The sequence below is a fragment of the Streptomyces sp. NBC_00727 genome (genome assembly GCF_045161745.1).
Lineage (GTDB): Bacteria > Actinomycetota > Actinomycetes > Streptomycetales > Streptomycetaceae > Streptomyces.
Map to the genome: position 1 here is coordinate 1,985,983 of NZ_CP108981.1, position 23,599 is coordinate 2,009,581.

Below are 23,599 nucleotides of genomic sequence, written 5' to 3' on the forward strand. Positions count from 1 at the left end.
AGGTGATCGCTGCCGGACCGCGGGACGGGGCCGCGCTCCGATGACTCAGGGCACCGCCATCCAGTGTGGGGTACGACACACAGCCGCCACGAGGGGCGTGCGGTGACTTTCTGAGGTCGTCGCGTGACGGCCCGGTCAGGGCCTGTCGTCTGGATCGGGCCGGATCAGGGAGCGGGCTCCGGTGCCGTGCATCGCAAGGCGGAGGATTGAGGCAGATGGGGTCTCCCCCGTTCGAGCGGAGCCGAGAACTAGGGGAAGGAGCGTTGGTGATTGACGACAACGCGGCGAGGTGCGGTGCCGGTGCCCGCGAGCCCGGCCCGATCCAGACGACAGGCCCTGCGTCAGAGCGCGTCGGCGCCGTGGTTGCTCAGGGTCTGGGCGTACTGCTGTAGGACCCAGACCTCGTTCTGCGCGGCGGCCAGGTGGTCGGGGGCCACGTTGCTGCCGAGGCGGGCCAGGCTGCTCTGGACGTCGTTGATCCGGCGGTCGACGGCGCGCAGGCGGACCTTGACCAGGTGTTCGCCGGCGTAGGTCTCGTCGATGGACTTGCCGTGGAAGACCTCGACCGCGAGCTCGGTGACCAGCTTGCGGACGGACTCGTTGGGCGTGGCGTCGAGCACCCGGACCAGGTACTCGCGGCTGTCGGCGAGGCCCTGTTCGGCGCCGCCCGCCTCCGCGATGCACTCGCGCACGGCGGTGTAGGGCGGTGCGGTGAACTCGTCGGAGCCGTAGGCGTCGAAGGCGGGCGCGACGAGCTCGGGGCGCTGGAGGGCGAGCTTGAGCAGTTCGCGCTCGGTGCGGTGGGCGGGGCTGCGGAGGTTGAGCGCGGGGCCCGAGGGGACGGGCGGGGCCTGGACCTGCTGCTGGTGGCGGGCGCCGCCGCGGCCTGCGGGGGCCGGTCCGCGCCGGTCGCCGCCCCGGCCCCGGGCCCACTGGGCGAGCTGGTTGATCCGGTGGACGACGTACTCCTGGTCCAGGATGCCGACGAAGCCGGCCAGCTGGACGGCGACCTCCCGTTGCACGCTGCCCGTCTTGATCTTGGCGACGACGGGGGCGGCCTCGTCCAGTGCGGCGGCGCGGCCGGCCGGGGTCTCCAGGTCGTAGCGCCCCACGATCTGGCGCAGCGCGAACTCGAAGAGCGGCGTGCGGGGTTCGACCAGGTCGCGGACGGCGTCGTCGCCCTTGACCAGCCGCAGGTCGCAGGGGTCCATGTTGTCCGGGGCGATGGCGATGTAGGTCTCGGCGGCGAACTTCTGGTCGTCCTCGAAGGCGCGCAGGGCGGCCTTCTGACCGGCCGCGTCACCGTCGAAGGTGAAGATCACGCGGGCGCTGCCGTTGTCCATGAGGAGGCGGCGCAGGATCTTGATGTGGTCGCCGCCGAAGGCGGTGCCGCAGGTGGCGATGGCGGTGGTGACCCCGGCGAGGTGGCAGGCCATCACGTCGGTGTAGCCCTCGACGACGACGGCCCGGCTGGACTTGGCGATGTCCTTCTTGGCCAGGTCGATGCCGTACAGCACCTGGGACTTCTTGTAGATCGGGGTCTCGGGGGTGTTGAGGTACTTCGGGCCGTTGTCGTCGTCGCGGAGCTTGCGGGCACCGAAGCCGACGACGTCCCCGGCGGTGTCGCGGATGGGCCACATCAGGCGGCCGCGGAAACGGTCGATGGGGCCGCGCCTGCCGTCCTGGGAGAGGCCGGAGGTGATCAGCTCCTTGTCGCTGAAGCCCTTGCCGCGCAGGAAGCGGGTGAGGTGGTCCCAGCCGGCCGGGCTGTAGCCGACGCCGAAGTGGGCGGCGGCGGCCTGGTCGAAGCCCCGGTCCGCGAGGAACTTGCGGCCGATCTCGGCCTCGGGGCCGTTCAGCTGGTCCACGTAGAACTGGGCGGCCGCCTTGTGCGCCTCGACCAGCCTGATCCGCTCGCCGCGCTGGTGGGAGGGGTTGTAGCCGCCCTCCTCGTAGCGCAGGGTGATGCCGGCCTTGGCGGCGAGCCGCTCGACGACCTCCGCGAACGTCAGGTGGTCGATCTTCTGCACGAAGGCGATCGTGTCGCCGCCCTCCTGGCAGCCGAAGCAGTGGAAGAGGCCCTTGCTCGGACTGACCTGGAAGGAGGGGGACTTCTCGTCGTGGAAGGGGCACAGGCCCTTGAGGTTGCCCCCGCCCGCGTTGCGCAGCTGGAGGTACTCGGAAACGACGGCGTCGATCGGGACCGCGTCCCGTACCGCCTTCACATCGTCGTCATTGATCCTGCCTGCCACGCATGAAGTCTACGGGTGGGCTCGGACAGGGACGGCGCGGGCGGGTGCGGTCCGGGGCCGGGTCCCGGACCGGCGCGGGGCCGGGAGCGGCGCCCCGCGCACCGGTCCGGGGCCGCTCAGACCAGGGATTCCAGGGGCACCGACGGGTCGGCCAGGGCGTCCGGGTCGACGGGCCGGCCCGCCTTGATCAGTTTCTGCACGTGCTCCGTGACGTCCCACACGTTGACGTTCATCCCGGCGAGTACGGTGCGGTCCTTCAGCCAGAACGCGATGAACCGGCGCTTTCCCGCGTCGCCCCGGATGACCACCTGGTCGTAGCTGCCGGGCGGGGCCCAGCCGGAGTATTCGAGGCCGAGGTCGTACTGGTCGGAGAAGAAGTAGGGCACCCGGTCGTAGCTGACGTCCTGGCCGAGCATGGCGCGGGCCGCCGCCGGGCCCCCGTTCAGCGCGTTGGCCCAGTGCTCGACGCGCAGCCGGGTCCCGAGCAGCGGATGGGCGGCGTTCGCCACGTCGCCGGCGGCGTAGATGTGCGGGTCGCTGGTGCGCAGCGAGGCGTCGACGGCGATGCCGCCGCCCTGCTCGCGCGGGGCGATCTCCAGGCCGGCGGCCTCGGCGAGCGCGGTGCGCGGGGCGGCGCCGATCGCGGCGAGCACGTCGTGCGCGGGGTGCTCCTCGCCGTCGTCGGTGCGCACCGCGAGGACCATGCCGTCCTGGCCGACGATCTCGGTGAGCCGGCCGCCGAAGTGGAAGCGGACGCCGTGGTCGCTGTGGAGTTCGGTGAAGATCTGGCCCAGCTCGGGGCCGATGACCCGCAGCAGCGGCGTGGCCTCCGGTTCGACGACGGTGACCTCGGCGCCGTAACCGCGGGCCGCCGCCGCGACCTCCAGGCCGATCCAGCCGGCCCCGGCGATGACCAGGTGGCCGTTGTCCCGGCCGAGGGCGGCCAGCACGTTGCGCAGCCGGTCGGCGTGGGCGAGGCGGCGCAGGTGGTGGACGCCGGCCAGGTCGGTGCCGGGTACGTCGAGGCGGCGGGGTTCGGCGCCGGTGGCCAGGAGCAGCTTGTCGTAGTGGAAGACGGCGCCGTCGCCCGTCTCGACGGTGCGTGCCTCGCGGTCGAGCGCGGTGACGGGCTGGCCGAGGTGGAGCTCGACGTCGGCGCCCGCGTACCAGGCGGTCTCGTGGACGAAGACGGTGTCGCGGTCCTCCTTCCCGGTCAGGTAGCCCTTGGACAGCGGCGGGCGTTCGTACGGATGGTCGCGCTCGTCGCCGATCAGGATGACCCGGCCGCTGAACCCCTCCGACCGGAGCGTCTGGGCTGCCTTCGCCCCGGCCAGCCCTCCGCCGACGATGACGAACGTCCGATGTGCGTCGACCACTTGTGCCTCCTCGGTGCTTGCTGCGCGGCGCCAACTGCGAGCGTCCCGCACGCAGCGTAGTGGCGAAAGGGGGTGTGGCCCGATCAGGTCACACCCGGTGGTGGCCGGCCCCGGGGGTGGTGAGCGAGCGGTGCAGGGCTCGGGCGGAGGCGTCGGTGAGGGCGGCGATCTGGTCGACGAGGACCCGTTTGCGGGCGCGGTCGTCGGGCGCCGCCTCGTACAGCGCGCGCAGCTGCGGTTCGAGCCCTTCGGGGGCGCGGGCGGTGAGCGCGGCGGCCAGTTCGGCGATGACGATGCGCTGGTCGGCGCGGATCTCCTCCTGCTCGGCGCGCTGCATGACGTAGCGGTCGGCGATGGCCTTGAGCACCGCGCACTCGTTGCGGGTGGCGCGCGGGACGACCAGCTCGGCGGCGTAACGGCTGAGGCGTCCGGTGCCGTACGCCTGGCGGGTGGCGGTCTCGGCGGCGAGGCAGAAGCGGCCGATCAGCTGGCTGGTGGCGTCCTTCAGCCGGGCCTGGGCGACGGCGGACCCGTCGTAGCCGTGCGGCCACCAGTCCTGGGCGATGAGCCGGTCCAGCGCCTCGGCCAGCTCCTGCGGGTCGGTGCCGGCCGGGACGTAGCGGCCGATGGCGACGCCCCAGATCTCGCGGCGCTCCGGCTCCGCCTCCAGGCAGTCGGGGTCGATGTGCCCCGCGTGCAGCCCGTCCTCGAAGTCGTGGACCGAGTACGCCACGTCGTCGGACCAGTCCATGACCTGGGCCTCGAAGCACTTGCGGTGGCGCGGCGCGCCCTTGCGGAACCAGTCGAAGACTGGCAGGTCGTCCTCGTAGACCCCGAATTTGGGCGAGCCGGGGTCCGTGGGATGGGCGCCCCGGGGCCAGGGGTACTTGGTGGCGGCGTCGAGGGCGGCGCGGGTGAGGTTGAGGCCGACGCTGACCAGGTCGCCGGTGCGGGTGTCGGGGACGAAGCGCTTGGGTTCGAGACGGGTGAGCAGCCGCAGCGACTGGGCGTTGCCCTCGAAGCCGCCGCAGTCGGACGCGAAGTCGTTGAGCGCCTGCTCGCCGTTGTGGCCGAAAGGCGGGTGTCCCATGTCGTGGGAGAGGCAGGCCGCCTCCACCAGGTCGGGGTCGCAGCCGAGGGCGGCGCCGAGCTCGCGGCCGACCTGGGCGCACTCCAGGGAGTGGGTGAGCCGGGTACGCGGGCTGGCGTCCCAGGCCGGGCCGCGGGTGCCCGGAGTGACGACCTGGGTCTTGCCGGCGAGCCGGCGCAGGGCCGCGGAGTGCAGCACGCGGGCGCGGTCGCGTTGGAAGGCGGTGCGGCCCGGGCGTTTGTCCGGCTCGGGGTCCCACCGCTCGGCGTCGGCCGGGCCGTAGGGCGGCGCCTTGCCGGGGTGCTGTGTGCCGACCGTGCTGTCCGTGCCGTTCATGGGTCCGACAGTAATCGGCCGCACCGACAGGACGGGTCAGGCGGAGGCCGGAAAACGTGTGTTCATGGGTATGTCGTACGCGGCTGCGCCGGCCGCGCGCGCCCGGTCGTAGCGGTGCAGGATCAGCCGGGCCATCGCGGGGTGGGCGCCGAGCGGGGCGGCGGCGATCCAGGGTGCGTGGGCGGCGGCCGCCGAGGCGAAGCGGCCGGGTGCGGTGAAGTACGAGGCGACGGCGATCCGGTGGTGGCCCCGGGCTGCGAGCGCGCGCACGGCGGCGGGCACGGTGGGCGAGGCGGCGGACGCGTACGCGGGCACCACGGGCACGCCGCCGAGCCGTTCCCCGAGGAGCCGTGCGGTACGCCGGGTGTCGGCGGCCGATTCGGGGTCCCGCGACCCGGCGGCGGCCAGCACCACGGCGCTGTCGCGGTTCTCCCGGTCCGAGGCGTGCCAGCCGGCCTCGGTGAGCCGGTCGTGCAGCGCCTCCACCAGCAGCGGGTGCGGCCCGAGGGGGCCCGCGACCCGGGCGCGCAGGGCAGGGGCGTCCGCGACGGACGCGGGGATGTCGTGCTTGACGTGGTACCCGCGCCCGAGCAGCAGCGGTACGAGGACGGCGTCGCCGGCACCGAGGGCGTGCAGGGTGTCCGGCAGGAGCGGTGCGTTGAGCTCGATGTGCCCGAGGCGGACGTCAAGCCCTGGGCGCAGCTCGCGCACCCGGTCCAGCAGGGCGGCCACGGCGTGCGGGGCGCGCGGGTCCCGGCTGCCGTGGGCCACGGCGACCAGGGCGGGGGCGGCGGGCGCCGGGCGGTTCGCGTGGCCGGGCGGGGGAAGGTGCCGGATGCGGTGCATGGGCCGATGGTGGCGGACGCACGTTGCCGGGGCGTTGCACGCCGGTCACGGGGGTTTTCCGCGGCCTCACGGGGGAAGGGCGGGGGCCGTCAGGCGGAGACCTCCGGTGCGGCGCCCTCAGCGCGCTCCCGCGTCGCGAACAGGCGCTCGATGACCCGCGCCACCCCGTCCTCCTCGTTGGTCCGGGCGTGCGCCGGCACGGCGGCCAGCACCGCCGGGTGGGCGTTGGCCATGGCGTAGCCCGTACCGGCCCAGGCGAGGACGGTGAGGTCGTTGGGCATGTCCCCGAACGCGATGACGTCCGCCGCCTCGATGCCCCGGTCCGCGCACAGCACCGCGAGCGCGCCGGCCTTGGTGACGCCCGGCGCGCTGATCTCCAGCAGCCCGCGCCCGCCGGAGTGGGTCAGCTGGACGGTGTCGCCGGCCCCTTGGCGGGCGGCGGCCAGCAGGGTGTCCGCGTCGAGCTGCTCCGACCAGGCGAGCAGCTTGGTGACGGGGGCTTCGGTGAGCCACAGCTCGGCGAGGGAGGCCACGGGGAGTTCGGCGCCCGCGTCCTCGGACAGGCGCAGCCGGTAGGCCGGTTCGTAGAACACCTGGTTGCCGGTCTCCAGGGCGAAACCGACGCCGGGCACGGCGGCGGCGAGTGCGGTGGCGACCTGCCGGGCGATGGTCAGGGGCAGCACCTGGGAGGAGACGACGCTGCGGCTCGCGATGTCGTAGATCAGCGCGCCGTTGCTGCACACCGCCGTGCCGACGAGCCCCGTGGCCTCGGCCAGCCGGTCCACGAATCGCGGCGGCCGGGCGGTCACGATGACGATTTCCGCCCCGGCTTCCTCGGCCGTGCGCAGGGCGCGCAGGGTGCGGGGCGAGAGCGAGCCGTCACCGCGCAGGAGGGTGCCGTCGAGATCGGAGGCGATCAACCGTGGGAGCGACATCGCCCGATCGTACGTGGACCGCGCGGGCCGGGTGGAGAACCCTTTCGGCCGTCGGATCGTCCAGGAGAGCGGGGGCCGGACCGCCGAACGGCGACCGGCCGCGCGCCTCGCCTCTACCGGGACGGCAAGTTGAATCCTCCCCCAGCTGAAGCAGGGGATTCCTGGCTCACGCCGCCTGCGGGTCAGCGACCCGACAGGTCTTATGCGATCAACACCAGCCGGGACGAAACCTGCCCGGTTTGGAACGGCAAAGCTCGGTGGTGCATGTGCCGTCTTGGTTCTCGACCGGCACGCGTACGGAGCTTGGTTCTCGCACCGTACATCGGGCAGCCTACCCGATCAGGTGGGTGGTCTTTCGCCCTGCTCCGACAGGCGTCCGGTCCTTCCCCACCTCGAAAGCCGGGGCGCCCCCGAAGGTTCCGGGTGAAGGTCGTCCTGGTGACCGGGGACAACAGCCGTGAGGAGTACGACGAGCCGGACGCGATGCGGACGTTCCTGGTCGGGAAGGGCGTGCCGGACGACCGGATCGTCAGCGACTTCGCGGGGTTCGACACCTGGGACTCGTGCGTGCGGGCGAAGAAGATCTTCGGCGTGGACCGGGCGGTGCTGGTGAGCCAGGGGTTCCACATCCGCCGGGCCATCGCGCTGTGCCGGGAGGCGGGGATCGACGCGTACGGCGTCGGGGTGGACGCCGAGCACGACGTCACCTGGTACTACGGCGGCGCGCGGGAGGTGTTCGCGGCGGGGAAGGCGGCGCTCGACGCCCTGTTCGAGCCGGACCCGCACTTCCTGGGGCCCCGGGAGCGGGGAGTCGCCGACGCGCTGGCGGCGGCCTCCCGCTGACCGGGGCCCCGGCCCTCAGACCGAGGTGACCGGGGCCGTCTCGGCCGAGACCCAGCCCAGATAGCGCGCGCTGCCCCGGAGGACCGGCAGGGCGATGATCTCCGGGGTGTCGTAGTCGTGCGCCTCCTGGAGATGGGCCTCCAGTTCGTCGTAGCGCTCGGCCGTCGTCTTGCAGAACAGCTGCCACTCCTCGGTGGCCTCGATGGCGTTCTGCCAGCGGTAGACCGAGGTGACGGGCGCGGAGATCTGTACGCAGGCGGCGAGCCTCGCCTCGACCAGTCCCCGCGCCAGCTCCCTGGCCTTCTCCTCGCTGTCCGTCGTGGTCAGTACGGTCAGCCATGCCGGCTCCGTCGTCACCTGGGCGTCTCCTCGCAGCGGTCGGCGGTTCCCCCCGATTGTGGACCGCCGCCTCCCGCCGCGCCATCAGCCGCCGTACGGATGGGCCCTCTTCGCGTCCCGCAGCGCCCGGCCCCACCAGACGAGCTGGTCGAGCATCGTCTTCACGGCGGCGTCCGGACCGGCCGGGTCGCGGTGCCTGCCCCCGTCGTCGAACTGGGCGCCCGCGTTGTGGAAGGAGACGGTGTCGCGGATCGACACGGTGTGCAGTTCGGCGAAGACCTGCCGCAGGTGCTCGACCGCGCGCAGCCCGCCGGAGACCCCGCCGTACGAGACGAACGCGACCGGTTTGGCCTGCCACTCGGCGCGGTGCCAGTCGATGAGGTTCTTCAGCGGCGCCGGGTAGGAGTGGTTGTACTCGGGGGTGACGACGACGAAGGCGTCCGCCCCGTCCAGCCGCGCTGAGACGTCGGCCAGCAGCTCGCGGGGGCCTGGTTCCAGCCGGTACGCGAGGGCGGTGGGCAGGTCCAGGGCGGCGACGTCGACGATTTCGGTCTCGAGCGCCGGATGTCCGTCGGCGTGGGCGAGGAACCAGTCGGCGATGACGGGGGCGAACCGGCCCTCGCGGTTGCTCGCGAGGATGACGGCCACCTTCAGGGGAGCGGTTTCGGTCATGGCGGTGGCGGTGGATTCCGCGGTGATGAGGTCCATGCCGAAGACGTTCTTACGTCAACCATGGTTGAGGTCAAGCGCGACAGGGAACGCACCTCCTGCCGGGCGGAGGCGGCCGCATACCGTGGCCGTATGACGACTCCAGCAGCGGCAGCCCTTCCGTACGCCGAGTTCGACGGCCGGCCCGCCACCGAGGACGATCTGCGCCGGGCGCTCCTCGTCAACTTCGGGCACTTCACGGCGATGCAGGTCCGCGAGGGCCGGGTGCGCGGGCTGGATCTGCATCTGGCCCGGCTGGACTCGGCGAACCGGGAGCTGTTCGAACTCCCCCTGGACGGCGGCCTGGTGCGCGGGCTGATCCGGCACGCGCTGGAGAGCGCGGGCGCGGCGGACGCCTCGGTGCGGGTGTACGCGTACCCGCCGCTCGGGAACCCCGCGGTCACCGTCATGGTCACGGTGGGCGGGCCGGCCCGGATGTCGCCCGAGCCCAGGAGCCTGATGCCGGTCCCCTACGCACGGACCGCCCCGCACCTCAAGCGCCCCGGCGAGTTCGGCCAGACCTACTACGCGCTCCTGGCCCGCCGTTCCGGTTTCGACGACGCGCTGCTGACCCTGCCCGACGGCTCCGTGGCCGAGGGGACGATCGCCAACATCGGCTTCTGGGACGGCGCCGCGGTCATCTGGCCGCAGGCACCGGCGCTGCCAGGCATCACCATGGGCATCCTGGAACGGGAGCTGCCGGGCGCCGGCCTGGAGTCGGTGTGCCGGACGGTCACCCTGGACGGGCTCGGCGCCTACCGGTCGGCCTTCCTCACCAACTCGCAGGGCCTGGCCCCGGTCGCCCGGATCGGCGACACCGCGTTCGCAGTCGACGAAGAGCTGATGAAGCGGCTGACGGCGACGTACGAGGCGGCTCCGGACGAGGCGGTCTGACCCCATGGAGACTTCCCTGATCGTCCACATCGAGGGTTCGCGCCTGCCCGGCCGCGTCTGCCCGGCCGGGCCCGGCTTCCCCGGCTACGAGAACGTCCACATCGGCGTCCAGCGCAAGGACCGCCCCGGCGAACTCCTCGGCCCGACCCCCGGTGACGCGCCGGAGGCCCGCTGGACCCTGGAGTGCACGGCCGCCGCGACCGAGGACGGGGCCGTGGTCCGGGGGCCGTACGTGCAGAACCGGCTCGGCGGGTGCTTCGTCTACCTGTCCTGGGGCACGGTCGACGAGGACGGTCTCTTCTCGATGTTCCGGCGGGCGAAGCTGATGTTCGCCGACGTCGACCCGGCCGTCCTGGCGGCGGCCGTGCGCTCCGGAAATCTCACCGCCCGGCTTCCGCTCTCGGACGCCGAGGGGCGACCGCGCTGCGCCCGCGTCCGGCCCCCGGCCATCGAGTGGTCGGCCACCGCGCCGCGGCGCCCCTGACGCAGTCCGCCCCCTTCGGACCCAGGGGGGTAGATCCGGAGGGGGCGGCGGCCGGGGGCGGCTGTGCACACCGTCCCGTGGGGGGTTGTGGTGCGTGTTCCCGCCCAGCGCCGCCTCACGCATGTGATGTACATCACATGCAGCGACGGGCCCGTCACCCGAACGGCACCGGGGTGCCGCGGGTCGCGCGCCCCGGCTGCCGCCACCGCACTGACCTGCGGAGATTTGGTTTGGCAAGGACGCCGCGCCGGGTCGAACGAGTGAGAGCTGACTTGGTGTCAGCAGGCATGGGGAGCGGTCCGGCTGTTGGCTCGGAGCCAGGACACACCCGCCAGCGCCCCAGGTCCGGAGGAAACCCCATGCGCCGTCCTGCCCGACTCGTGACCGGCACCGCTGCCGCGGCCCTCGCCGCCGCCGCGCTCGGCCTCAGCGCCGCCGCCCCGTCCGCGTACGGGGAGGGGCCGGCATCCCTGCGGATCACTCCCGCGAGCGCCGCCCCGGGCGCCACGGTCACCGTGGACACCACCGCCTGCGGCAGCGACGGCAGCGCCACGGGTGACGCCAGCGCTCTGGACGCCCCGGAGTTCCCGCTGGTGCCCGCCTCCCTCGAAGAGACCCTGGCCGGCTCCTTCCGGGTGCCTGGCGGCGTCGCGCCCGGCTCGTACGGCATCGGTGTGGACTGCGCGAACGGCAAGAAGGCCACCGGTGAGATCGAGGTGAAGGCCGCCGGCTCCTCTCGCGACGCGGAAGCCGGCACCGGCGACCCCGCCGGGGCCACCGACTCCCCCGAGTACGACTTCTCCGACCTGGACGGCCTGGACGGCGACGAGGACACGGAGGGCCTCGACGCCGAGGCCGCCGGCTCCGCCCTCGTACCGGACGCGCCCTCGGATGCGGGCCGCACGACGCCCACCGAGCGCCCCGCCCCGTCCGGCCACACGACCGCGCCCGGCCGCGGCGAGACCGGGTCCGGTCAGCGCGAGCCCTCGGGCCACCGCACCTCGGCCGCGCCCACCGCCCCCACCGGGCACGTGAAGACCGGAGTCGGCGGCAGCGTCGGCCCGGACACCACCCAGATCGCGGCGGGAGCCGGCGTACTCGCCGCTGCCGCCGTCGGCGGAGCCTGGCTCCTGCGTCGCCGGGCGAGCGGCACGCGGGACGCCGGCTGACGGAGGCATCCACCCCTCCGTACCGCCCGGTGTCCGTCCCGGTGGCCCCGCGCCACCGGGACGGGACCGTTTCCCCTTCTTCCGCACCCCGGAGGACGACCGTGTCCCAGAAGGCCAAGGGCTGGCTGCTCGTCGTCGTGGCGCTGGCCGGTGTCTGGCTGATCCAGAGCGGCGCGGGCGCCCGCCTCACCCCGCCCGGACCGGCCGCAGCCCAGGCGTTCGCCGCCGGGCCCGCCCTGCTGCCCGGCTCGCCGGTCGCCGAGCCGCTGCGCCCCTCCGCGCCCGTACGCATCCGGATTCCCGCCATCCGGGTGGACGCGCCGATGATGCGGCTCGGACTCGGGGCCGACGGCAGCCTGGACGTACCACCGGCCGGGAACACCGACATCGTCGGCTGGTACAAGGACGGCACGCCGCCCGGCACCGAGGGCACCGCGATCGTCGCCGGACATGTCGACAACGCCGAGGGCCCGTCCGTCTTCTACGACCTGGGCTCACTGAAGAAGGGCAGCACCGTCGAGGTGGACCGGCAGGACGGCCGTACCGCCGTCTTCACCCTCGACGCGATCGAGGTGTACGAGAACGACGACTTCCCCGACCAGCGGGTCTACGGCGCGTCCGACCACGCCTCGCTGCGGCTGATCACCTGCGGCGGCGGGTACTCGGAGGCGACGGGCTACCGGGGGAACGTGGTGGCGTACGCCCACCTCACGAGCGTGCGCTGAAGCTCCGATCAGGCGTGCCACTGGTCGAACGCGAGCTTCGCGACCAGGGAGAACACGACCACCAGCAGCACCCCGCGTACGAACTCGCTGCCCTTGCGCAGCGCCATCCGCGCGCCCAGCAGACCGCCCGCCAGGTTGAACACCGCCATCAGGGCCGCCAACTGCCACAGCACGTTGCCCTGGTGGGCGAACATCGCGAGCGCCCCGGCGTTGGTGCAGACGTTGACGATCTTCGCGGTGGCGGACGCGGTGACCAGGTCCAGGTGGAGCACGGCGGTCAGGGCGAGCACCAGGAAGGTGCCCGTACCGGGGCCGAACAGCCCGTCGTACAGGCCGATGCCGCCGCCCACCAGAACGATCGCGGTGACCATGCGGGCACGCGTGACCCCGGGCGGGACGCCGTCCCCGGGCGCCCGGCCGAACTGGGGCCGCAGCATCACGAACGCGGCGACCGCGAGCAGCACCACCATGATCACCGGGCGCAGCACCTCGCTGCTGATCCCGGCGGCGAAGAACGCGCCGGTCATCGATCCGGCCAGGGCCGCGAGCCCGATCCGGACTGCGGTACCGACCTTCACCGGCGCCTTGCGCGCGTAGGTGACGGCGGCGCCCGAGGTGCCGACGATGGCGACCGCCTTGTTGGTGCCGAGGATCTGCGCGGCCGGCAGGTGCGGCAGGCCGAGCAGCAGCGCGGGCAGCAGGAGCAGCCCGCCGCCGCCGACCACCGCGTCGACCCAGCCGGCCGCGGCGGCGGCGAGGCACAGCACGACGAGGGTGGTCAGGGTTATGTCCGGCATGGTCCAGACCCTATGGAGCGGACGCACGCACCGTCCAACCGTCGCGGTGCCGCAGCGGGAAAGTTGAGCCAAGCCTGAGGTTCCCGCAGCCCACGGGCCGTTTCCGGGCCCTCACAGGTCCGCGCGGCGGGTGCTGAGCGCAAGGTTCCTCCCGGGAAACAGCGGGGAACCGGCCGGGTAACACCGCCGGGACACGCTTTCCGTCATGAGCACACAGGCCCGGCGCCTGTGGCCCTGCCGAAACTGCTCACCGACGACGGAGGCCCCGAGATGCCGGTGTCCACTCCCCCGACCACCCCCACCTCCCCCGCCGCCGTGCCGGCCCTCGTGGTCGTCGGGCACGGGATGGTCGGCCAGCGTTTCCTGGAGGCCCTGGCCGAGCGCGGGCTGACCGGCGCCGCCGGCACCGCCCGGGTCGTCGTCCTGTGCGAGGAGCCCCGCGCCGCCTACGACCGGGTCCAGCTGACCTCGTACTTCGCGGGGAAGACCCCGGACGACCTGTCGCTGGTGGAGCCCGGCTTCATGGAGCGGCACGGCTTCGAGCTGCGGATCGGTGACCCGGCGGTGTCCGTGGACCGCACGGCCCGCACGGTCACCGCGCGGTCCGGGGAGGTCTTCGCGTACGACACGCTGGTGCTGGCGACCGGGTCCTACCCGTTCGTGCCGCCGGTCCCCGGCAAGGACAGCACCGGCTGCTTCGTCTACCGGACGATCGAGGACCTGCTCGCCATCGAGGAGTACGCGAAGGACGCGACGACCGGCGCGGTGGTCGGCGGCGGGCTGCTCGGCCTGGAGGCGGCGGGTGCGCTGAAGGGCCTCGGCCTGGAGACGCACGTGGTGGAGTTCGCGCCCCGGCTGATGCCCGTCCAGGTCGACGAGGGCGGGGGCGCTGCGCTGCTGCGCACCATCGAGGACATGGGCCTGAGCGTCCACACCGGGGTCGGCACGCAGGAGGTGATCTCGGGCGAGGACGGCGCGGTGACCGGGATGGCGCTCTCCGACGGTTCCTCGCTGGCCACGGACCTGGTGGTGTTCTCGGCCGGGGTGCGCCCCCGCGACCAGCTGGCCCGGGACTGCGGTCTGGCGGTCGGGGAGCGCGGCGGGATCGTCGTGGACGAGGAGTGCCGGACCTCCGACCCGGCGGTCTTCGCCATCGGGGAGTGCGCGCTCGCCTCCGACGGCCGGGTGTACGGGCTGGTGGCGCCCGGGTACGAGATGGCGCTCACGGCCGCCGAGGTGATCACCGGCGAGGAGGCCGCGTTCACCGGCGCCGACCTGTCGACGAAGCTGAAGCTGCTCGGTGTGGACGTGGCCTCGTTCGGCGACGCGCACGGCACCGTCGATGGCTGCCTGGACGTCGTGTATTCGGACGCCCGCTCCGGCGTCTACAAGAAGCTGGTGATGGCGGCGGACGGCACCCTGCTGGGCGGGGTGCTGGTGGGCGACGCCGACCAGTACGGCACGCTGCGCCCGATGACCGGCAGCGTGCTGCCGGTCGCCCCGGAGCAGCTGGTTCTCCCGGCGGGCGCGGGCGGCCCGGTCGCGCTGGGCCCCTCCTCGCTGCCCGACGAGGCGGTGATCTGCTCCTGCCACAACGTCAGCAAGGGCGCGATCTGCGAGCACACCACGCTGTCCGAGGTGAAGAAGTGCACCAAGGCGGGCACCGGTTGCGGCAGTTGCGTCAAGGTGATCGGCCAGCTGCTCCCGCAGAGCCAGGACGCGGGTCTGTGCGGCTGCTTCGCGTACACCCGCAGCGAGCTGTACGAGATCGTCCGCACCCTGGGGATCACCTCGTACGCGGACCTGCTGGACTCGCACGGACGGGAGGAGGCGCGCGGCGGCGACGGCTGCGAGGTGTGCAAGCCGGCCGTCGGCTCGGTCATCGCCTCGCTGGCCCCGACGGTCGGCGCGAGCGGCTACGTCCTGGACGGCGAGCAGGCGGCCCTCCAGGACACCAACGACCACTTCCTGGCCAACCTCCAGCGCAACGGCTCGTACTCGATCGTGCCGCGCATACCCGGCGGCGAGATCACCCCGGACAAGCTGATCGTGATCGGCGAGGTGGCCCGCGACTTCGGGCTCTACACCAAGATCACCGGCGGCCAGCGCATCGACCTGTTCGGCGCCCGCGTCGACCAGCTGCCGCTGATCTGGACCCGGCTCGTCGACGCGGGCTTCGAGTCCGGGCACGCGTACGGGAAGTCGCTGCGCACGGTCAAGTCCTGTGTGGGGCAGACCTGGTGCCGCTACGGCGTGCAGGACTCCGTGAAGATGGCGATCGACCTGGAGCTGCGCTACCGGGGCCTGCGCTCCCCGCACAAGCTGAAGTCGGCGGTCTCGGGGTGCGCCCGGGAGTGCGCGGAGGCCCGGGGCAAGGACTTCGGGATCATCGCCACGGCCGGCGGCTGGAACCTCTACGTGGGCGGCAACGGCGGCGCCACCCCGCGCCACGCGGACCTGCTCGCCCAGGACCTGTCGGACGCCGAACTGGTCCGGCTGATCGACCGGTTCCTGATGTTCTACATCCGCACCGCGGACCGGCTGGAGCGCACCTCGGCCTGGCTGGAGCGGATCGAGGGCGGCCTGGAGCACGTCCGGGACGTCGTCGTGCACGACTCGCTCGGGCTCTGCGACGAGCTGGAGCGGCTGATGGCCGACCACGTCCGCGGCTACCGCGACGAGTGGGCGGAGACCATCAACGACCCGGAGCGGCTGCGCCGGTTCGTCACCTTCGTCAACGCGCCCGACGCGCCCGACCCGTCGGTGAAGTTCGTCCCGGAACGCGACCAGGTCAAGCCCGACCTGGACATCCTCGCCGGCCCGGTTCTCGCCATCCGCACTCTCGAAGGGACCGCCTCCTGATGACCACGCAGACGCTGGAGACCGCGCAGGACACCCGCAGCATCCGGCTCGCCGCCGGGGACGGCTGGCTCACCGTGTGCGACCGCTCGCTGCTGACCCCGGGCCGCGGGGTCGCCGCCCTCCTCCCGGACGGCCGGCAGGTCGCGCTGTTCCTGGACCGGGCGGGACGGACGTACGCCATCGACAACCGCGACCCGTTCACCGGCGCCTACGTCCTCTCGCGCGGCCTGGTCGGCTCGGAGGGCGGGCAGCCCTTCGTCGCGTCGCCCCTGCTCAAGCAGCGCTTCGACCTGGCGACGGGCGCCTGCCTGGACGACGACGAGGTCTCCGTACCGGTCTTCGAGGTACGCGCGGACTGACCGCCTCCGCTCGTGCGCCGGTGGCCGGAAGAACCCCCGAACGGGCACTTCCGGCCATCCGCACCCCCGGTCGTACGCTTGATCCATGACCCAGGGCTGGAGCGCGCGCGACATACCCGACCAGAGCGGCCGCACGGCCGTGGTGACGGGAGCCAACAGCGGGATCGGGCTGCTCACCGCCCGCGAACTGGCCCGCTGCGGGGCCAGGGTGCTGCTCGCGTGCCGTGACGAACGGCGCGGCAAGGAGGCGGCGGACCGCATCCGGTACGCGGTGCGCGGCGCGGACGTGGAGTTCGCCGCCCTGGATCTGGCCGACCTGTCCTCCGTACGCGAGTTCGCCGCCGGCTACCGGGCGGACCGGCTCGACCTGCTGATCAACAACGCCGGGGTGATGGCCCTGCCGTACGGGCGGACCGCCGACGGTTTCGAGACACAGTTCGGCGTCAACCACCTCGGGCACTTCGCGCTCACCGGCCTGCTGCTGCCGAGGCTGCTGGCCACGGAGGGGGCCAGGGTGGTGACCGTCTCCAGCGGGCTGCACGCGCTGGCCGACATCGACATGGGCGACCTCAACAGCGAACGGAACTACCGCCGCTGGATCGCCTACGGGCGCTCGAAGACCGCGAATCTGCTCTTCGTCCACGAGCTGGCCCGGCGGGCCGCGGCGGCCGGCAGCGGTCTGGTCGCCGCCGCCGCGCACCCCGGTTACGCCTCGACCAACCTCCAGACGGCGGCCGCCCGGATGGAGAACCGCAGGGCGGCGGAGCGGGTCATGGGCCTCGCCAACCGCGTCGTCGCCCAGTCCGCGTCGGCCGGGGCCCTGCCCACGCTGTACGCGGCCACCGCGCCGGGCGTGCGCCCCGACTCGTTCACCGGCCCCCGGCTGCTGGGCTGGCGCGGCGCGCCCGGCCCGTCCTGGCGGGCGGGCTGGACGCGCGACGAGGTGGCGGGCGAGCGGCTGTGGGTGGCCTCGGAGCAGCTGACCGGCGTGACGTACGCGGGGCTGTAGGTCAGCCCTGGTCCTCGACGGCGGAAGGGTCCATCCACACGACCTCCCAGATGTGGTGGTCCGGGTCCTGGAAGGACCGGCCGTACATGAAGCCGAGGTCCTGCGGCTCGTTGGCGGGCGATCCGCCGCTCGCCAGGGCCGCGTCGGCCAGCTCGTCCACCTTCTCGCGGGTGTCGGCGCTGAGGGCGAGGATCACCTCGGTGGACGTCGAGGCGTCCGCGATCTCCTTCTTGGTGAAGTCCTTGAAGCGCTCCTCCTGGAGGAGCATCGCGAAGATCGTGTCGCTGATGACGAGGCAGGCGGTGTGCTCGTCGCTGAACTGCGGGTTGAAGGAGTAGCCCAGCTTGCCGTAGAAGCCCTTGGACGTCTCCAGGTCCTTGACCGGCAGGTTCACGAAGATCATCTGAGGCATGGCCGTCTCGCTCTCTCGGTATCTTTCGAGCACTTCTCGACAGGTAGACGCCGGGGGTGCCCGGAACTCATCGGTGCGGCCGCAGATCTCTTGGGTACGAAGCCCCTCACGAAACCGCCAGCGGCGCCCCGCCCCTCAGCAGCGAACCGCCCAGCGGGGTCAGGGTGTGCAGGACCGAGCCGCCGTGCCGCAGGGTGTGGACGAGGCCCGCCTCGCGCAGGACGCAGGCGTGCTGGCTGGCCGAGGCGAGCGAGACCCCGGCGCGCCGGGCCAGTTCGCTGGTGGTGCAGCCGTCGCCGATGGCCCGCAGGACCGTGGAGCGGGTCTGCCCGAGGAGCCGGCCGAGCCAGGGGCCCGGTTCGGCGAACGCCGGGGCGGCCGGGTGGGCGACCGGGTAGACCAGGACGGGCGGGAGCAGGGGGTCCCGCAGGACGACGGGGGTGCCCCGGCAGAAGTACGACGGCTGGAGGAGCAGCCCTCGCCCGTCCAGGTGGAGGTCCCGGTCGACGGGGTAGTCCGCCTCCAGGACGGGCGCCCGCCACCGGATGACCGGTGGGAGCGAGTGGAGCAGTTCGTCGGTGCCGCCGTCCAGCAGGGCTCGGCCCCGGACCACGCGGTCGGCCTCGACGGCGGACTGGATGTGCGGCCAGTACGGCTCGACGGCGGCGCGGTGGTATTCCCGTAAGGCGCCGACGAGCCGGCCCAGGGGCTCGGGGCCGCCCTCGCGCAGCGGCTCCAGGCGGGCGCGGCGGGCGGTGCGCCGGGCGGCCGGCTGCCCGGGCCCGTCCAGCAGGGCTATCTCGGCGCGCAGGCGCTCGGGCGACGTGGCGCGCACGGCTTCGATTCCGGCGTCGAGTCCGAGCGGTTCGGAGTTTTCCTGAGAAGGCGTCAGGAAGTCGGGAAAATATCCGCGCTGCGGAACGATCGCGGACAGCAGACGTACTTCACCGCTCAGCCTCGGGCGGGTTTCCGTGCGCCATTTCCCGAAGACCGCGGAAGCCCTTCGGTCCCTCAGCCGGTGAAAGCTGAGAATGGTCTCCCACAGCGCGTCCGGCCCGGCGGCCATCCGCACCCTGGAAAGGTCCCATCCGGAGACATGGATACGCAGCACCGAACTCCCACCCCTTGCACCTGCAATTACCCCCTCGCAAGCGTATGCGAATCGTAACAGCACGTCACCACGGGGTTTCGGCCAGAGGTGAAACGCCTCGCCCCGACCCGCCGCCGGACGAAAGGCTGTGCGTCGTCGGGTGCGATTCCGGAGCCACCGGAAGAGCGAGTGAAGGCCGTGGGGGGTTTTGCTCGTTCGGCGGCGGTTGGCAATGGTGCGGCTCCGCACTCGATGGGGGTAAGCCGGGTGCGGCCCGTGGATGGGGATCCACGGGCCGCACCCCGGTCCGTTCAGCTCGATTTCTTTGCGCATTAAACGAAGCAATGGACGCCGGCCATCGCATTTACCGGAGCATGACAAGCGCCTGCGTGGGCGCCGTCCGCATGACAAGACGGCGGCACCCCCGCACAGGGTGCCGCCGTCTCCGGAATTCCGCGTCCACCGCCGGTTCGGTGAGGGTGGGGTGTACCGGCGGCGGACGCGGAATGGGTGAGCGGCGCCGCGTCAGCGGCTGTCGCTGCCCCGCGGTCCGGCAGCGGCGCGCCCCGCTTCCAGGCGCGCCACCGGAATGCGGAACGGCGAGCAGGAGACGTAGTCGAGACCGGCCTCGTGGAAGAAGTGCACCGACTCCGGGTCGCCGCCGTGCTCCCCGCAGATGCCGAGCTTCAGGTCCGGGCGGGTGGCCCGGCCGGCCGCGACGGCGTTCTTGACCAGCGAGCCGACGCCGTCCTTGTCGATCGTCTCGAACGGCGACACCCCGAAGATTCCCTTCTCCAGGTACGCGGTGAAGAACGAGGCCTCCACGTCGTCGCGGGAGAAGCCCCACACCGTCTGGGTCAGGTCGTTGGTGCCGAACGAGAAGAACTCCGCCGCCTCCGCGATCTGCGCCGCCGTCAGCGCGGCGCGCGGCAGCTCGATCATCGTGCCGATCTTCAGCTTGAGGTCGGTGCCGGTGGCGGCCTGCACCTCGGCGATGACCCGGTCCGCCTCCTCGCGGACGATCTCCAGCTCCTGGACCGTGCCGACGAGCGGGATCATGATCTCGGCGCGGGGATCGCCCTTGGCGTTCTTGCGGGCGGCGGCCGCCTCGGCGATGGCGCGCACCTGCATGGCGAACAGGCCGGGGATGACCAGGCCGAGCCGGACCCCGCGCAGCCCGAGCATCGGGTTCTGCTCATGCAGCTTGTGCACGGCCTGCAGGAGCCGCAGGTCGTTCTCGTTGGCGTCCTTGCGGGCCTCGGCGAGCGCCACCCGTACCGAGAGCTCGGTGATGTCGGGCAGGAACTCGTGCAGCGGCGGGTCAAGCAGCCGTACGGTGACCGGCAGCCCGTCCATCGCCTCGAACAGCTCGATGAAGTCCGCCTTCTGGAGCGGAAGCAGCTTCTCCAGGGCCGTCTCGCGCTCCTTGTCGGTGTCGGCGAGGATCAGCTTCTCGACCATCTCGCGGCGCTCGCCGAGGAACATGTGCTCGGTGCGGCACAGCCCGATGCCCTGGGCCCCGAAACGGCGGGCGCGCAGGGCGTCCTCCGCGCTGTCCGCGTTGGCCCGCACCCGCAGCCGGCGCACCCGGTCCGCGTACGCCATGATCCGGTGCACGGCGGCGACCAGCTCGTCGGCGTCGTCGGCGCCCGCGTGCATCCGGCCCTCGAAGTACTCGACGACCGGGGACGGCACGACGGGGACCTCACCGAGGTACACCTTGCCGGTGGAGCCGTCGACGGAGACGACGTCGCCCTCCTCCACGACGATGTCACCGACCGTCAGGCGCCGGCGCTTGGTGTCGACCTCGATCTCCTCGGCGCCGCAGACACAGGTCTTGCCCATGCCCCGGGCGACGACGGCGGCGTGCGAGGTCTTGCCGCCGCGCGAGGTCAGGATGCCCTCGGCGGCGATCATGCCGTCCAGGTCGTCCGGGTTGGTCTCGCGGCGGATCAGGATGACCTTCTCGCCGGACCGGGACCACTTGACGGCGGTGTACGAGTCGAAGACCGCCTTGCCGACCGCGGCACCGGGCGAGGCGGCGATGCCCCGGCCGAGCCGCCGGGTCTTCGCGGTGTCGTCGAAGCGCGGGAACATCAGCTGCGCGAGCTGGGCGCCGTTGACCCGCTGGAGGGCCTCGGCCTCGTCGATCAGCCCCTGGTCCACCAGCTGGGTGGCGATGCGGAAGGCGGCACCGGCGGTGCGCTTGCCGACCCTGGTCTGGAGCATCCACAGGTGACCGCGCTCGATGGTGAACTCGATGTCGCACAGGTCCTTGTAGTGCGTCTCCAGCGTCTCCATGATCTTGAGCAGCTGGTCGTACGAGTTCTTGTCGATCGCCTCCAGGTCGGCGAGCGGCACGGTGTTGCGGATGCCCGCGACGACGTCCTCGCCCTGCGCGTTCTGCAGGTAGTCGCCGTAGACGCCCTGGTGGCCGCTGGCCGGGTCACGGGTGAAGGCGACGCCCGTACCGGAGTCGGGGCCGAGGTTGCCGAAGACCATCGAGCAGACGTTGACGGCGGTGCCGAGGTCGCCGGGGATGCGCTCCTGGCGGCGGTAGAGCTTCGCCCGGCCGGTGTTCCACGAGTCGAAGACCGCCTTTATGGCCAGGTCCATCTGCTCACGCGCGTCCTGCGGGAAGTCGCGTCCCGCGTCGCGCGTGACGATCTTCTTGAACTGCTTGACCAGCTTCTTCAGATCGCCCGCGTCGAGGTCCACGTCGACGGTGACGCCCTTGGCCGCCTTCGCCTCCTCCAGCGCCTCCTCGAAGAGGTCGCCGTCGACGCCGAGCACGGTCTTGCCGAACATCTGGATCAGCCGGCGGTAGGAGTCCCACGCGAACCGCTCGTCACCGGCCTGGGTGGCGAGGCCGACGACGGAGGCGTCGGAGAGCCCGATGTTGAGGACGGTGTCCATCATCCCGGGCATCGAGAACTTGGCGCCGGAGCGTACGGAGACCAGCAGCGGGTCGTCGGCCTGGCCGAGCTTCTTGCCCATCCGCTTCTCCAGGGCGTCGAGGTGCGCACTCACCTCGTCGCGGAGGGCGGCCGGCTCCTCACCGCTGTCGAGGTAGACCTTGCACGCCTCGGTGGTGATGGTGAATCCGGGAGGGACGGGGAGCCCGAGGTTGGTCATCTCGGCGAGGTTGGCCCCCTTCCCGCCGAGCAGGTCCTTCAGATCCTTGTTGCCCTCGGTGAAGTCGTAGACGAACTTCTGCACATCTTTGTTTTCCGACACGGGTCTCGACTCCTCGAGGACGCGGTGGCTGCCCTGACGGCGAGGAACATACCCAGATCGAAGGTGTGTGGGTACGTCCACTTGCGCGTCGTGCGGCTGTAACCACCCGTCCGCCAGCAGATCGAAAGTCGGCCGTTCGGAGGACGCTCGGAACGATGCGTTCAGGACTCGTACGCAGGATGACTCAGCGCCAACCGGAATCCGCCATTCAGTGGCTGAAAGTAACCGAAGTGTCGATCGATCAAAGTACGACCACCTGGCACCCAGTGCCATCCTTTGAGAAGTGCAGCACCCAATTTCACGCTCATGTGAGCACTGGAGCTCTCAAGGTGGCGAGAATCACTCCATGGGGGCCGCTCAGATGTCACCATCCGGACACCCGTTTGGTGACTCCGCGTACCCTTTACCTTTACATAGAGTAACCAATCGTGGCCATACGTGTGCGTAGAGCGTTGATTCGAGATCCCGAGGGCCATTTAGCGGCCCATTCAGCGCTCAGATGAGCGAGGGATGCGGGGAGGTGCGGGTGGGCACCGAGTGCCCACCCGTATGCGGCCCTTCTCAGCCCCCGGAGGTGTCCAGCTCCGCGTCGGCGCTCACGCCCGCGCAGTCGTACGGGTCCTTCAGCCAGCCGTCCGGGAGGGCCACCCGGTTGTTGCCCGAGGTACGCCCGCGCGGTCCGTCGGCGCCGTCCGGCCAGGGCTGGTCGAGGTCCAGTTCCTGGAGCTGGGAGCCCAGCTCCTCCAGCGAGGAGGTGATCGCCAGCTTCTTGCGCATCTCGGAGCCGACCGCGAAGCCCTTGAGGTACCAGGCCACGTGCTTGCGGAAGTCGATCACGCCCCGGGTCTCGTCGCCGATCCACTCCCCCAGCAGCGTCGCGTGGCGCAGCATCACGTCGGCGACGGTGCGCAGCGTGGGCGCCTGCCGCGTCCGCGTGCCCTCGAACGCGCTGACCAGGTCGCCGAAGAGCCAGGGCCGGCCCAGGCAGCCGCGCCCCACGACCACGCCGTCGCAGCCGGTCTCGCGCATCATGCGCAGGGCGTCGTCCGCGCACCAGATGTCGCCGTTGCCGAGCACCGGGATCTCCGGGACGTGCTCCTTGAGGCGGGCGATGGCGTCCCAGTCGGCGGTGCCGCCGTAGTGCTGGGCGGTGGTCCTGCCGTGCAGGGCGACCGCCGTGACGCCCTCCTCGACGGCGATCCGGCCGGCGTCGAGGTAGGTGAGGTGGTCGTCGTCGATGCCCTTGCGCATCTTGATGGTGACGGGCAGCTCCCCGGCGCGCGAGACGGCCTCGCGCAGGATCGCGCGCAGCAGCGGCCGCTTGTACGGGAGGGCCGAGCCGCCGCCCTTGCGGGTGACCTTGGGGACCGGGCAGCCGAAGTTGAGGTCGATGTGGTCGGCGAGGTTCTCGTCGACGATCATGCTGACCGCCTTGCCGACGGTGTCCGGGTCCACCCCGTAGAGCTGGATCGAGCGCGGGGTCTCGGTCGCGTCGAAGTGGATGAGCTGCATGGTCTTCTCGTTGCGCTCGACCAGGGCCCTCGTCGTGATCATCTCGCTGACGAACAGCCCCTTGCCGCCCGAGAACTCCCGGCACAGCGTGCGGAAGGGGGCGTTGGTGATACCGGCCATGGGCGCGAGGACCACCGGCGGCTGCACGGTGTGCGGGCCGATGCGGAGCAGCGAGGGCGAGGGGGCGAGCGTGGTCATGGCCCCATTGTCCCGCACCCCGGCGACTGCTCCCGAAGCGGTCGCGGCCCGCCGGGGCGAGGGAAAGAGGCGGCGTTGTCGGACCCGGCCCGTAGCGTGAGGTCTCCGGCGCGGAGCCGGTGAAGG

General features: G+C 72.2%; 20 protein-coding genes. 8 read left to right on the plus strand and 12 right to left on the minus strand.

What is annotated here, in order from left to right:
• Positions 1–341: 341 nt before the first annotated feature.
• The 5 genes from dnaG to OG242_RS08920 all read right to left on the minus strand — a co-directional run bounded on the left by dnaG (position 342) and on the right by OG242_RS08920 (position 6,820).
• Entirely contained in the window at positions 342–2,252 is a 1,911-nt protein-coding gene (dnaG, locus tag OG242_RS08900; RefSeq protein WP_405897624.1) for a DNA primase, read from the minus strand.
• Between the two features lie 116 nt (positions 2,253–2,368).
• Positions 2,369–3,628, minus strand: a complete 1,260-nt coding sequence (locus OG242_RS08905; RefSeq protein WP_405897625.1) for an NAD(P)/FAD-dependent oxidoreductase — start codon at positions 3,626–3,628, stop codon at positions 2,369–2,371.
• Positions 3,629–3,716: 88 nt separating this feature from the next.
• The gene (locus OG242_RS08910) at positions 3,717–5,054 is read right to left on the minus strand and encodes a deoxyguanosinetriphosphate triphosphohydrolase (RefSeq protein WP_405897626.1); all 1,338 of its coding nucleotides are present in this window, start codon (positions 5,052–5,054) and stop codon (positions 3,717–3,719) included.
• A gap of 36 nt (positions 5,055–5,090) precedes the next feature.
• The gene (locus tag OG242_RS08915; protein ID WP_405897627.1) at positions 5,091–5,900 is read right to left on the minus strand and encodes a sirohydrochlorin chelatase; all 810 of its coding nucleotides are present in this window, start codon (positions 5,898–5,900) and stop codon (positions 5,091–5,093) included.
• An 89-nt stretch (positions 5,901–5,989) separates the two neighbouring features.
• Positions 5,990–6,820, minus strand: a complete 831-nt coding sequence (locus OG242_RS08920; RefSeq protein WP_405901557.1) for a Cof-type HAD-IIB family hydrolase — start codon at positions 6,818–6,820, stop codon at positions 5,990–5,992.
• Between the two features lie 279 nt (positions 6,821–7,099).
• Between OG242_RS08920 and OG242_RS08925 the strand changes: the two genes are divergently transcribed.
• The gene (locus OG242_RS08925; protein ID WP_405897628.1) at positions 7,100–7,678 is read left to right on the plus strand and encodes a vancomycin high temperature exclusion protein; all 579 of its coding nucleotides are present in this window, start codon (positions 7,100–7,102) and stop codon (positions 7,676–7,678) included.
• Between the two features lie 15 nt (positions 7,679–7,693).
• Here OG242_RS08925 and cutA read toward each other — a convergent pair whose 3' ends face one another.
• Together cutA and OG242_RS08935 are read right to left on the minus strand one after the other, a co-directional pair.
• Positions 7,694–8,035 carry a divalent-cation tolerance protein CutA gene (gene cutA / locus OG242_RS08930; RefSeq protein ID WP_405897629.1) on the minus strand — a complete coding sequence of 114 codons (342 nt, stop codon included), beginning with the start codon at positions 8,033–8,035 and terminating at the stop codon, positions 7,694–7,696.
• 66 nt (positions 8,036–8,101) lie between these two features.
• Positions 8,102–8,725 (minus strand): NADPH-dependent FMN reductase, encoded by a 624-nt coding sequence (locus OG242_RS08935; RefSeq protein WP_405897630.1) that lies wholly within the window; start codon positions 8,723–8,725, stop codon positions 8,102–8,104.
• Between the two features lie 93 nt (positions 8,726–8,818).
• On the opposite strand from OG242_RS08935, the gene OG242_RS08940 reads away from it, so the two are divergent.
• The 4 genes from OG242_RS08940 to OG242_RS08955 all read left to right on the plus strand — a co-directional run bounded on the left by OG242_RS08940 (position 8,819) and on the right by OG242_RS08955 (position 11,997).
• Entirely contained in the window at positions 8,819–9,619 is an 801-nt protein-coding gene (locus tag OG242_RS08940; RefSeq protein ID WP_405897631.1) for an aminotransferase class IV, read from the plus strand.
• 4 nt (positions 9,620–9,623) lie between these two features.
• A complete protein-coding gene (locus OG242_RS08945) occupies positions 9,624–10,103 on the plus strand; it encodes a DUF5990 family protein (protein ID WP_405897632.1) in 480 nt (159 codons plus the stop codon).
• 380 nt (positions 10,104–10,483) lie between these two features.
• On the plus strand, positions 10,484–11,272 hold the full coding sequence (locus OG242_RS08950; RefSeq protein WP_405901558.1) for a hypothetical protein: 789 nt from the start codon (positions 10,484–10,486) through the stop codon (positions 11,270–11,272).
• 101 nt (positions 11,273–11,373) lie between these two features.
• On the plus strand, positions 11,374–11,997 hold the full coding sequence (locus OG242_RS08955) for a class F sortase (RefSeq protein WP_405897633.1): 624 nt from the start codon (positions 11,374–11,376) through the stop codon (positions 11,995–11,997).
• An 8-nt stretch (positions 11,998–12,005) separates the two neighbouring features.
• Here the strand turns inward: OG242_RS08955 and OG242_RS08960 are convergent, their stop codons facing one another.
• Entirely contained in the window at positions 12,006–12,794 is a 789-nt protein-coding gene (locus OG242_RS08960) for a sulfite exporter TauE/SafE family protein (RefSeq protein WP_405897634.1), read from the minus strand.
• Positions 12,795–13,064: 270 nt separating this feature from the next.
• Here OG242_RS08960 and nirB point away from each other — a divergent pair, with 270 nt between their 5' ends.
• The 3 genes from nirB to OG242_RS08975 all read left to right on the plus strand — a co-directional run bounded on the left by nirB (position 13,065) and on the right by OG242_RS08975 (position 17,024).
• Positions 13,065–15,656, plus strand: coding sequence for a nitrite reductase large subunit NirB (nirB, locus tag OG242_RS08965; RefSeq protein ID WP_405901559.1), 2,592 nt, complete (start codon positions 13,065–13,067; stop codon positions 15,654–15,656).
• Positions 15,656–16,015: a nitrite reductase small subunit NirD gene (gene nirD / locus OG242_RS08970; RefSeq protein WP_405897635.1), complete on the plus strand. Its 360-nt coding sequence runs from the start codon at positions 15,656–15,658 to the stop codon at positions 16,013–16,015. The genes nirB and nirD overlap by 1 nt, the downstream gene beginning before the upstream one ends.
• 85 nt (positions 16,016–16,100) lie before the next feature.
• Positions 16,101–17,024, plus strand: coding sequence for an oxidoreductase (locus OG242_RS08975; protein WP_405897636.1), 924 nt, complete (start codon positions 16,101–16,103; stop codon positions 17,022–17,024).
• 1 nt (position 17,025) lies between these two features.
• On the opposite strand, the gene OG242_RS08980 is transcribed toward OG242_RS08975, so the two are convergent.
• The 4 genes from OG242_RS08980 to dusB form a co-directional block, all read right to left on the minus strand.
• On the minus strand, positions 17,026–17,436 hold the full coding sequence (locus OG242_RS08980; protein ID WP_405897637.1) for a VOC family protein: 411 nt from the start codon (positions 17,434–17,436) through the stop codon (positions 17,026–17,028).
• Positions 17,437–17,542: 106 nt separating this feature from the next.
• Positions 17,543–18,547 (minus strand): ArsR/SmtB family transcription factor, encoded by a 1,005-nt coding sequence (locus tag OG242_RS08985; protein WP_405897638.1) that lies wholly within the window; start codon positions 18,545–18,547, stop codon positions 17,543–17,545.
• 504 nt (positions 18,548–19,051) lie between these two features.
• Complete coding sequence (ppdK, locus tag OG242_RS08990) at positions 19,052–21,763, minus strand: pyruvate, phosphate dikinase (protein WP_405897639.1); 2,712 nt, start codon at positions 21,761–21,763, stop codon at positions 19,052–19,054.
• A 561-nt stretch (positions 21,764–22,324) separates the two neighbouring features.
• The gene (dusB, locus tag OG242_RS08995) at positions 22,325–23,473 is read right to left on the minus strand and encodes a tRNA dihydrouridine synthase DusB (RefSeq protein ID WP_405897640.1); all 1,149 of its coding nucleotides are present in this window, start codon (positions 23,471–23,473) and stop codon (positions 22,325–22,327) included.
• Positions 23,474–23,599 lie beyond the last annotated feature (126 nt).

Bases quoted from the DNA above. Each gene is read 5' to 3' on its own strand.
- OG242_RS08935 (WP_405897630.1), bottom strand. From the start codon at position 8,725: ATGGACCTCATCACCGCGGAATCCACCGCCACCGCCATGACCGAAACC.
- dusB (WP_405897640.1), bottom strand. From the start codon at position 23,473: ATGACCACGCTCGCCCCCTCGCCCTCGCTGCTCCGCATCGGCCCGCAC.
- OG242_RS08910 (WP_405897626.1), bottom strand. From the start codon at position 5,054: ATGAACGGCACGGACAGCACGGTCGGCACACAGCACCCCGGCAAGGCG.
- nirB (WP_405901559.1), top strand. From the start codon at position 13,065: ATGCCGGTGTCCACTCCCCCGACCACCCCCACCTCCCCCGCCGCCGTG.
- nirD (WP_405897635.1), top strand. From the start codon at position 15,656: ATGACCACGCAGACGCTGGAGACCGCGCAGGACACCCGCAGCATCCGG.
- OG242_RS08975 (WP_405897636.1), top strand. From the start codon at position 16,101: ATGACCCAGGGCTGGAGCGCGCGCGACATACCCGACCAGAGCGGCCGC.
- OG242_RS08945 (WP_405897632.1), top strand. From the start codon at position 9,624: ATGGAGACTTCCCTGATCGTCCACATCGAGGGTTCGCGCCTGCCCGGC.
- OG242_RS08980 (WP_405897637.1), bottom strand. From the start codon at position 17,436: ATGCCTCAGATGATCTTCGTGAACCTGCCGGTCAAGGACCTGGAGACG.
- OG242_RS08915 (WP_405897627.1), bottom strand. From the start codon at position 5,900: ATGCACCGCATCCGGCACCTTCCCCCGCCCGGCCACGCGAACCGCCCG.
- OG242_RS08925 (WP_405897628.1), top strand. From the start codon at position 7,100: ATGTGCCGTCTTGGTTCTCGACCGGCACGCGTACGGAGCTTGGTTCTC.
- OG242_RS08960 (WP_405897634.1), bottom strand. From the start codon at position 12,794: ATGCCGGACATAACCCTGACCACCCTCGTCGTGCTGTGCCTCGCCGCC.
- OG242_RS08940 (WP_405897631.1), top strand. From the start codon at position 8,819: ATGACGACTCCAGCAGCGGCAGCCCTTCCGTACGCCGAGTTCGACGGC.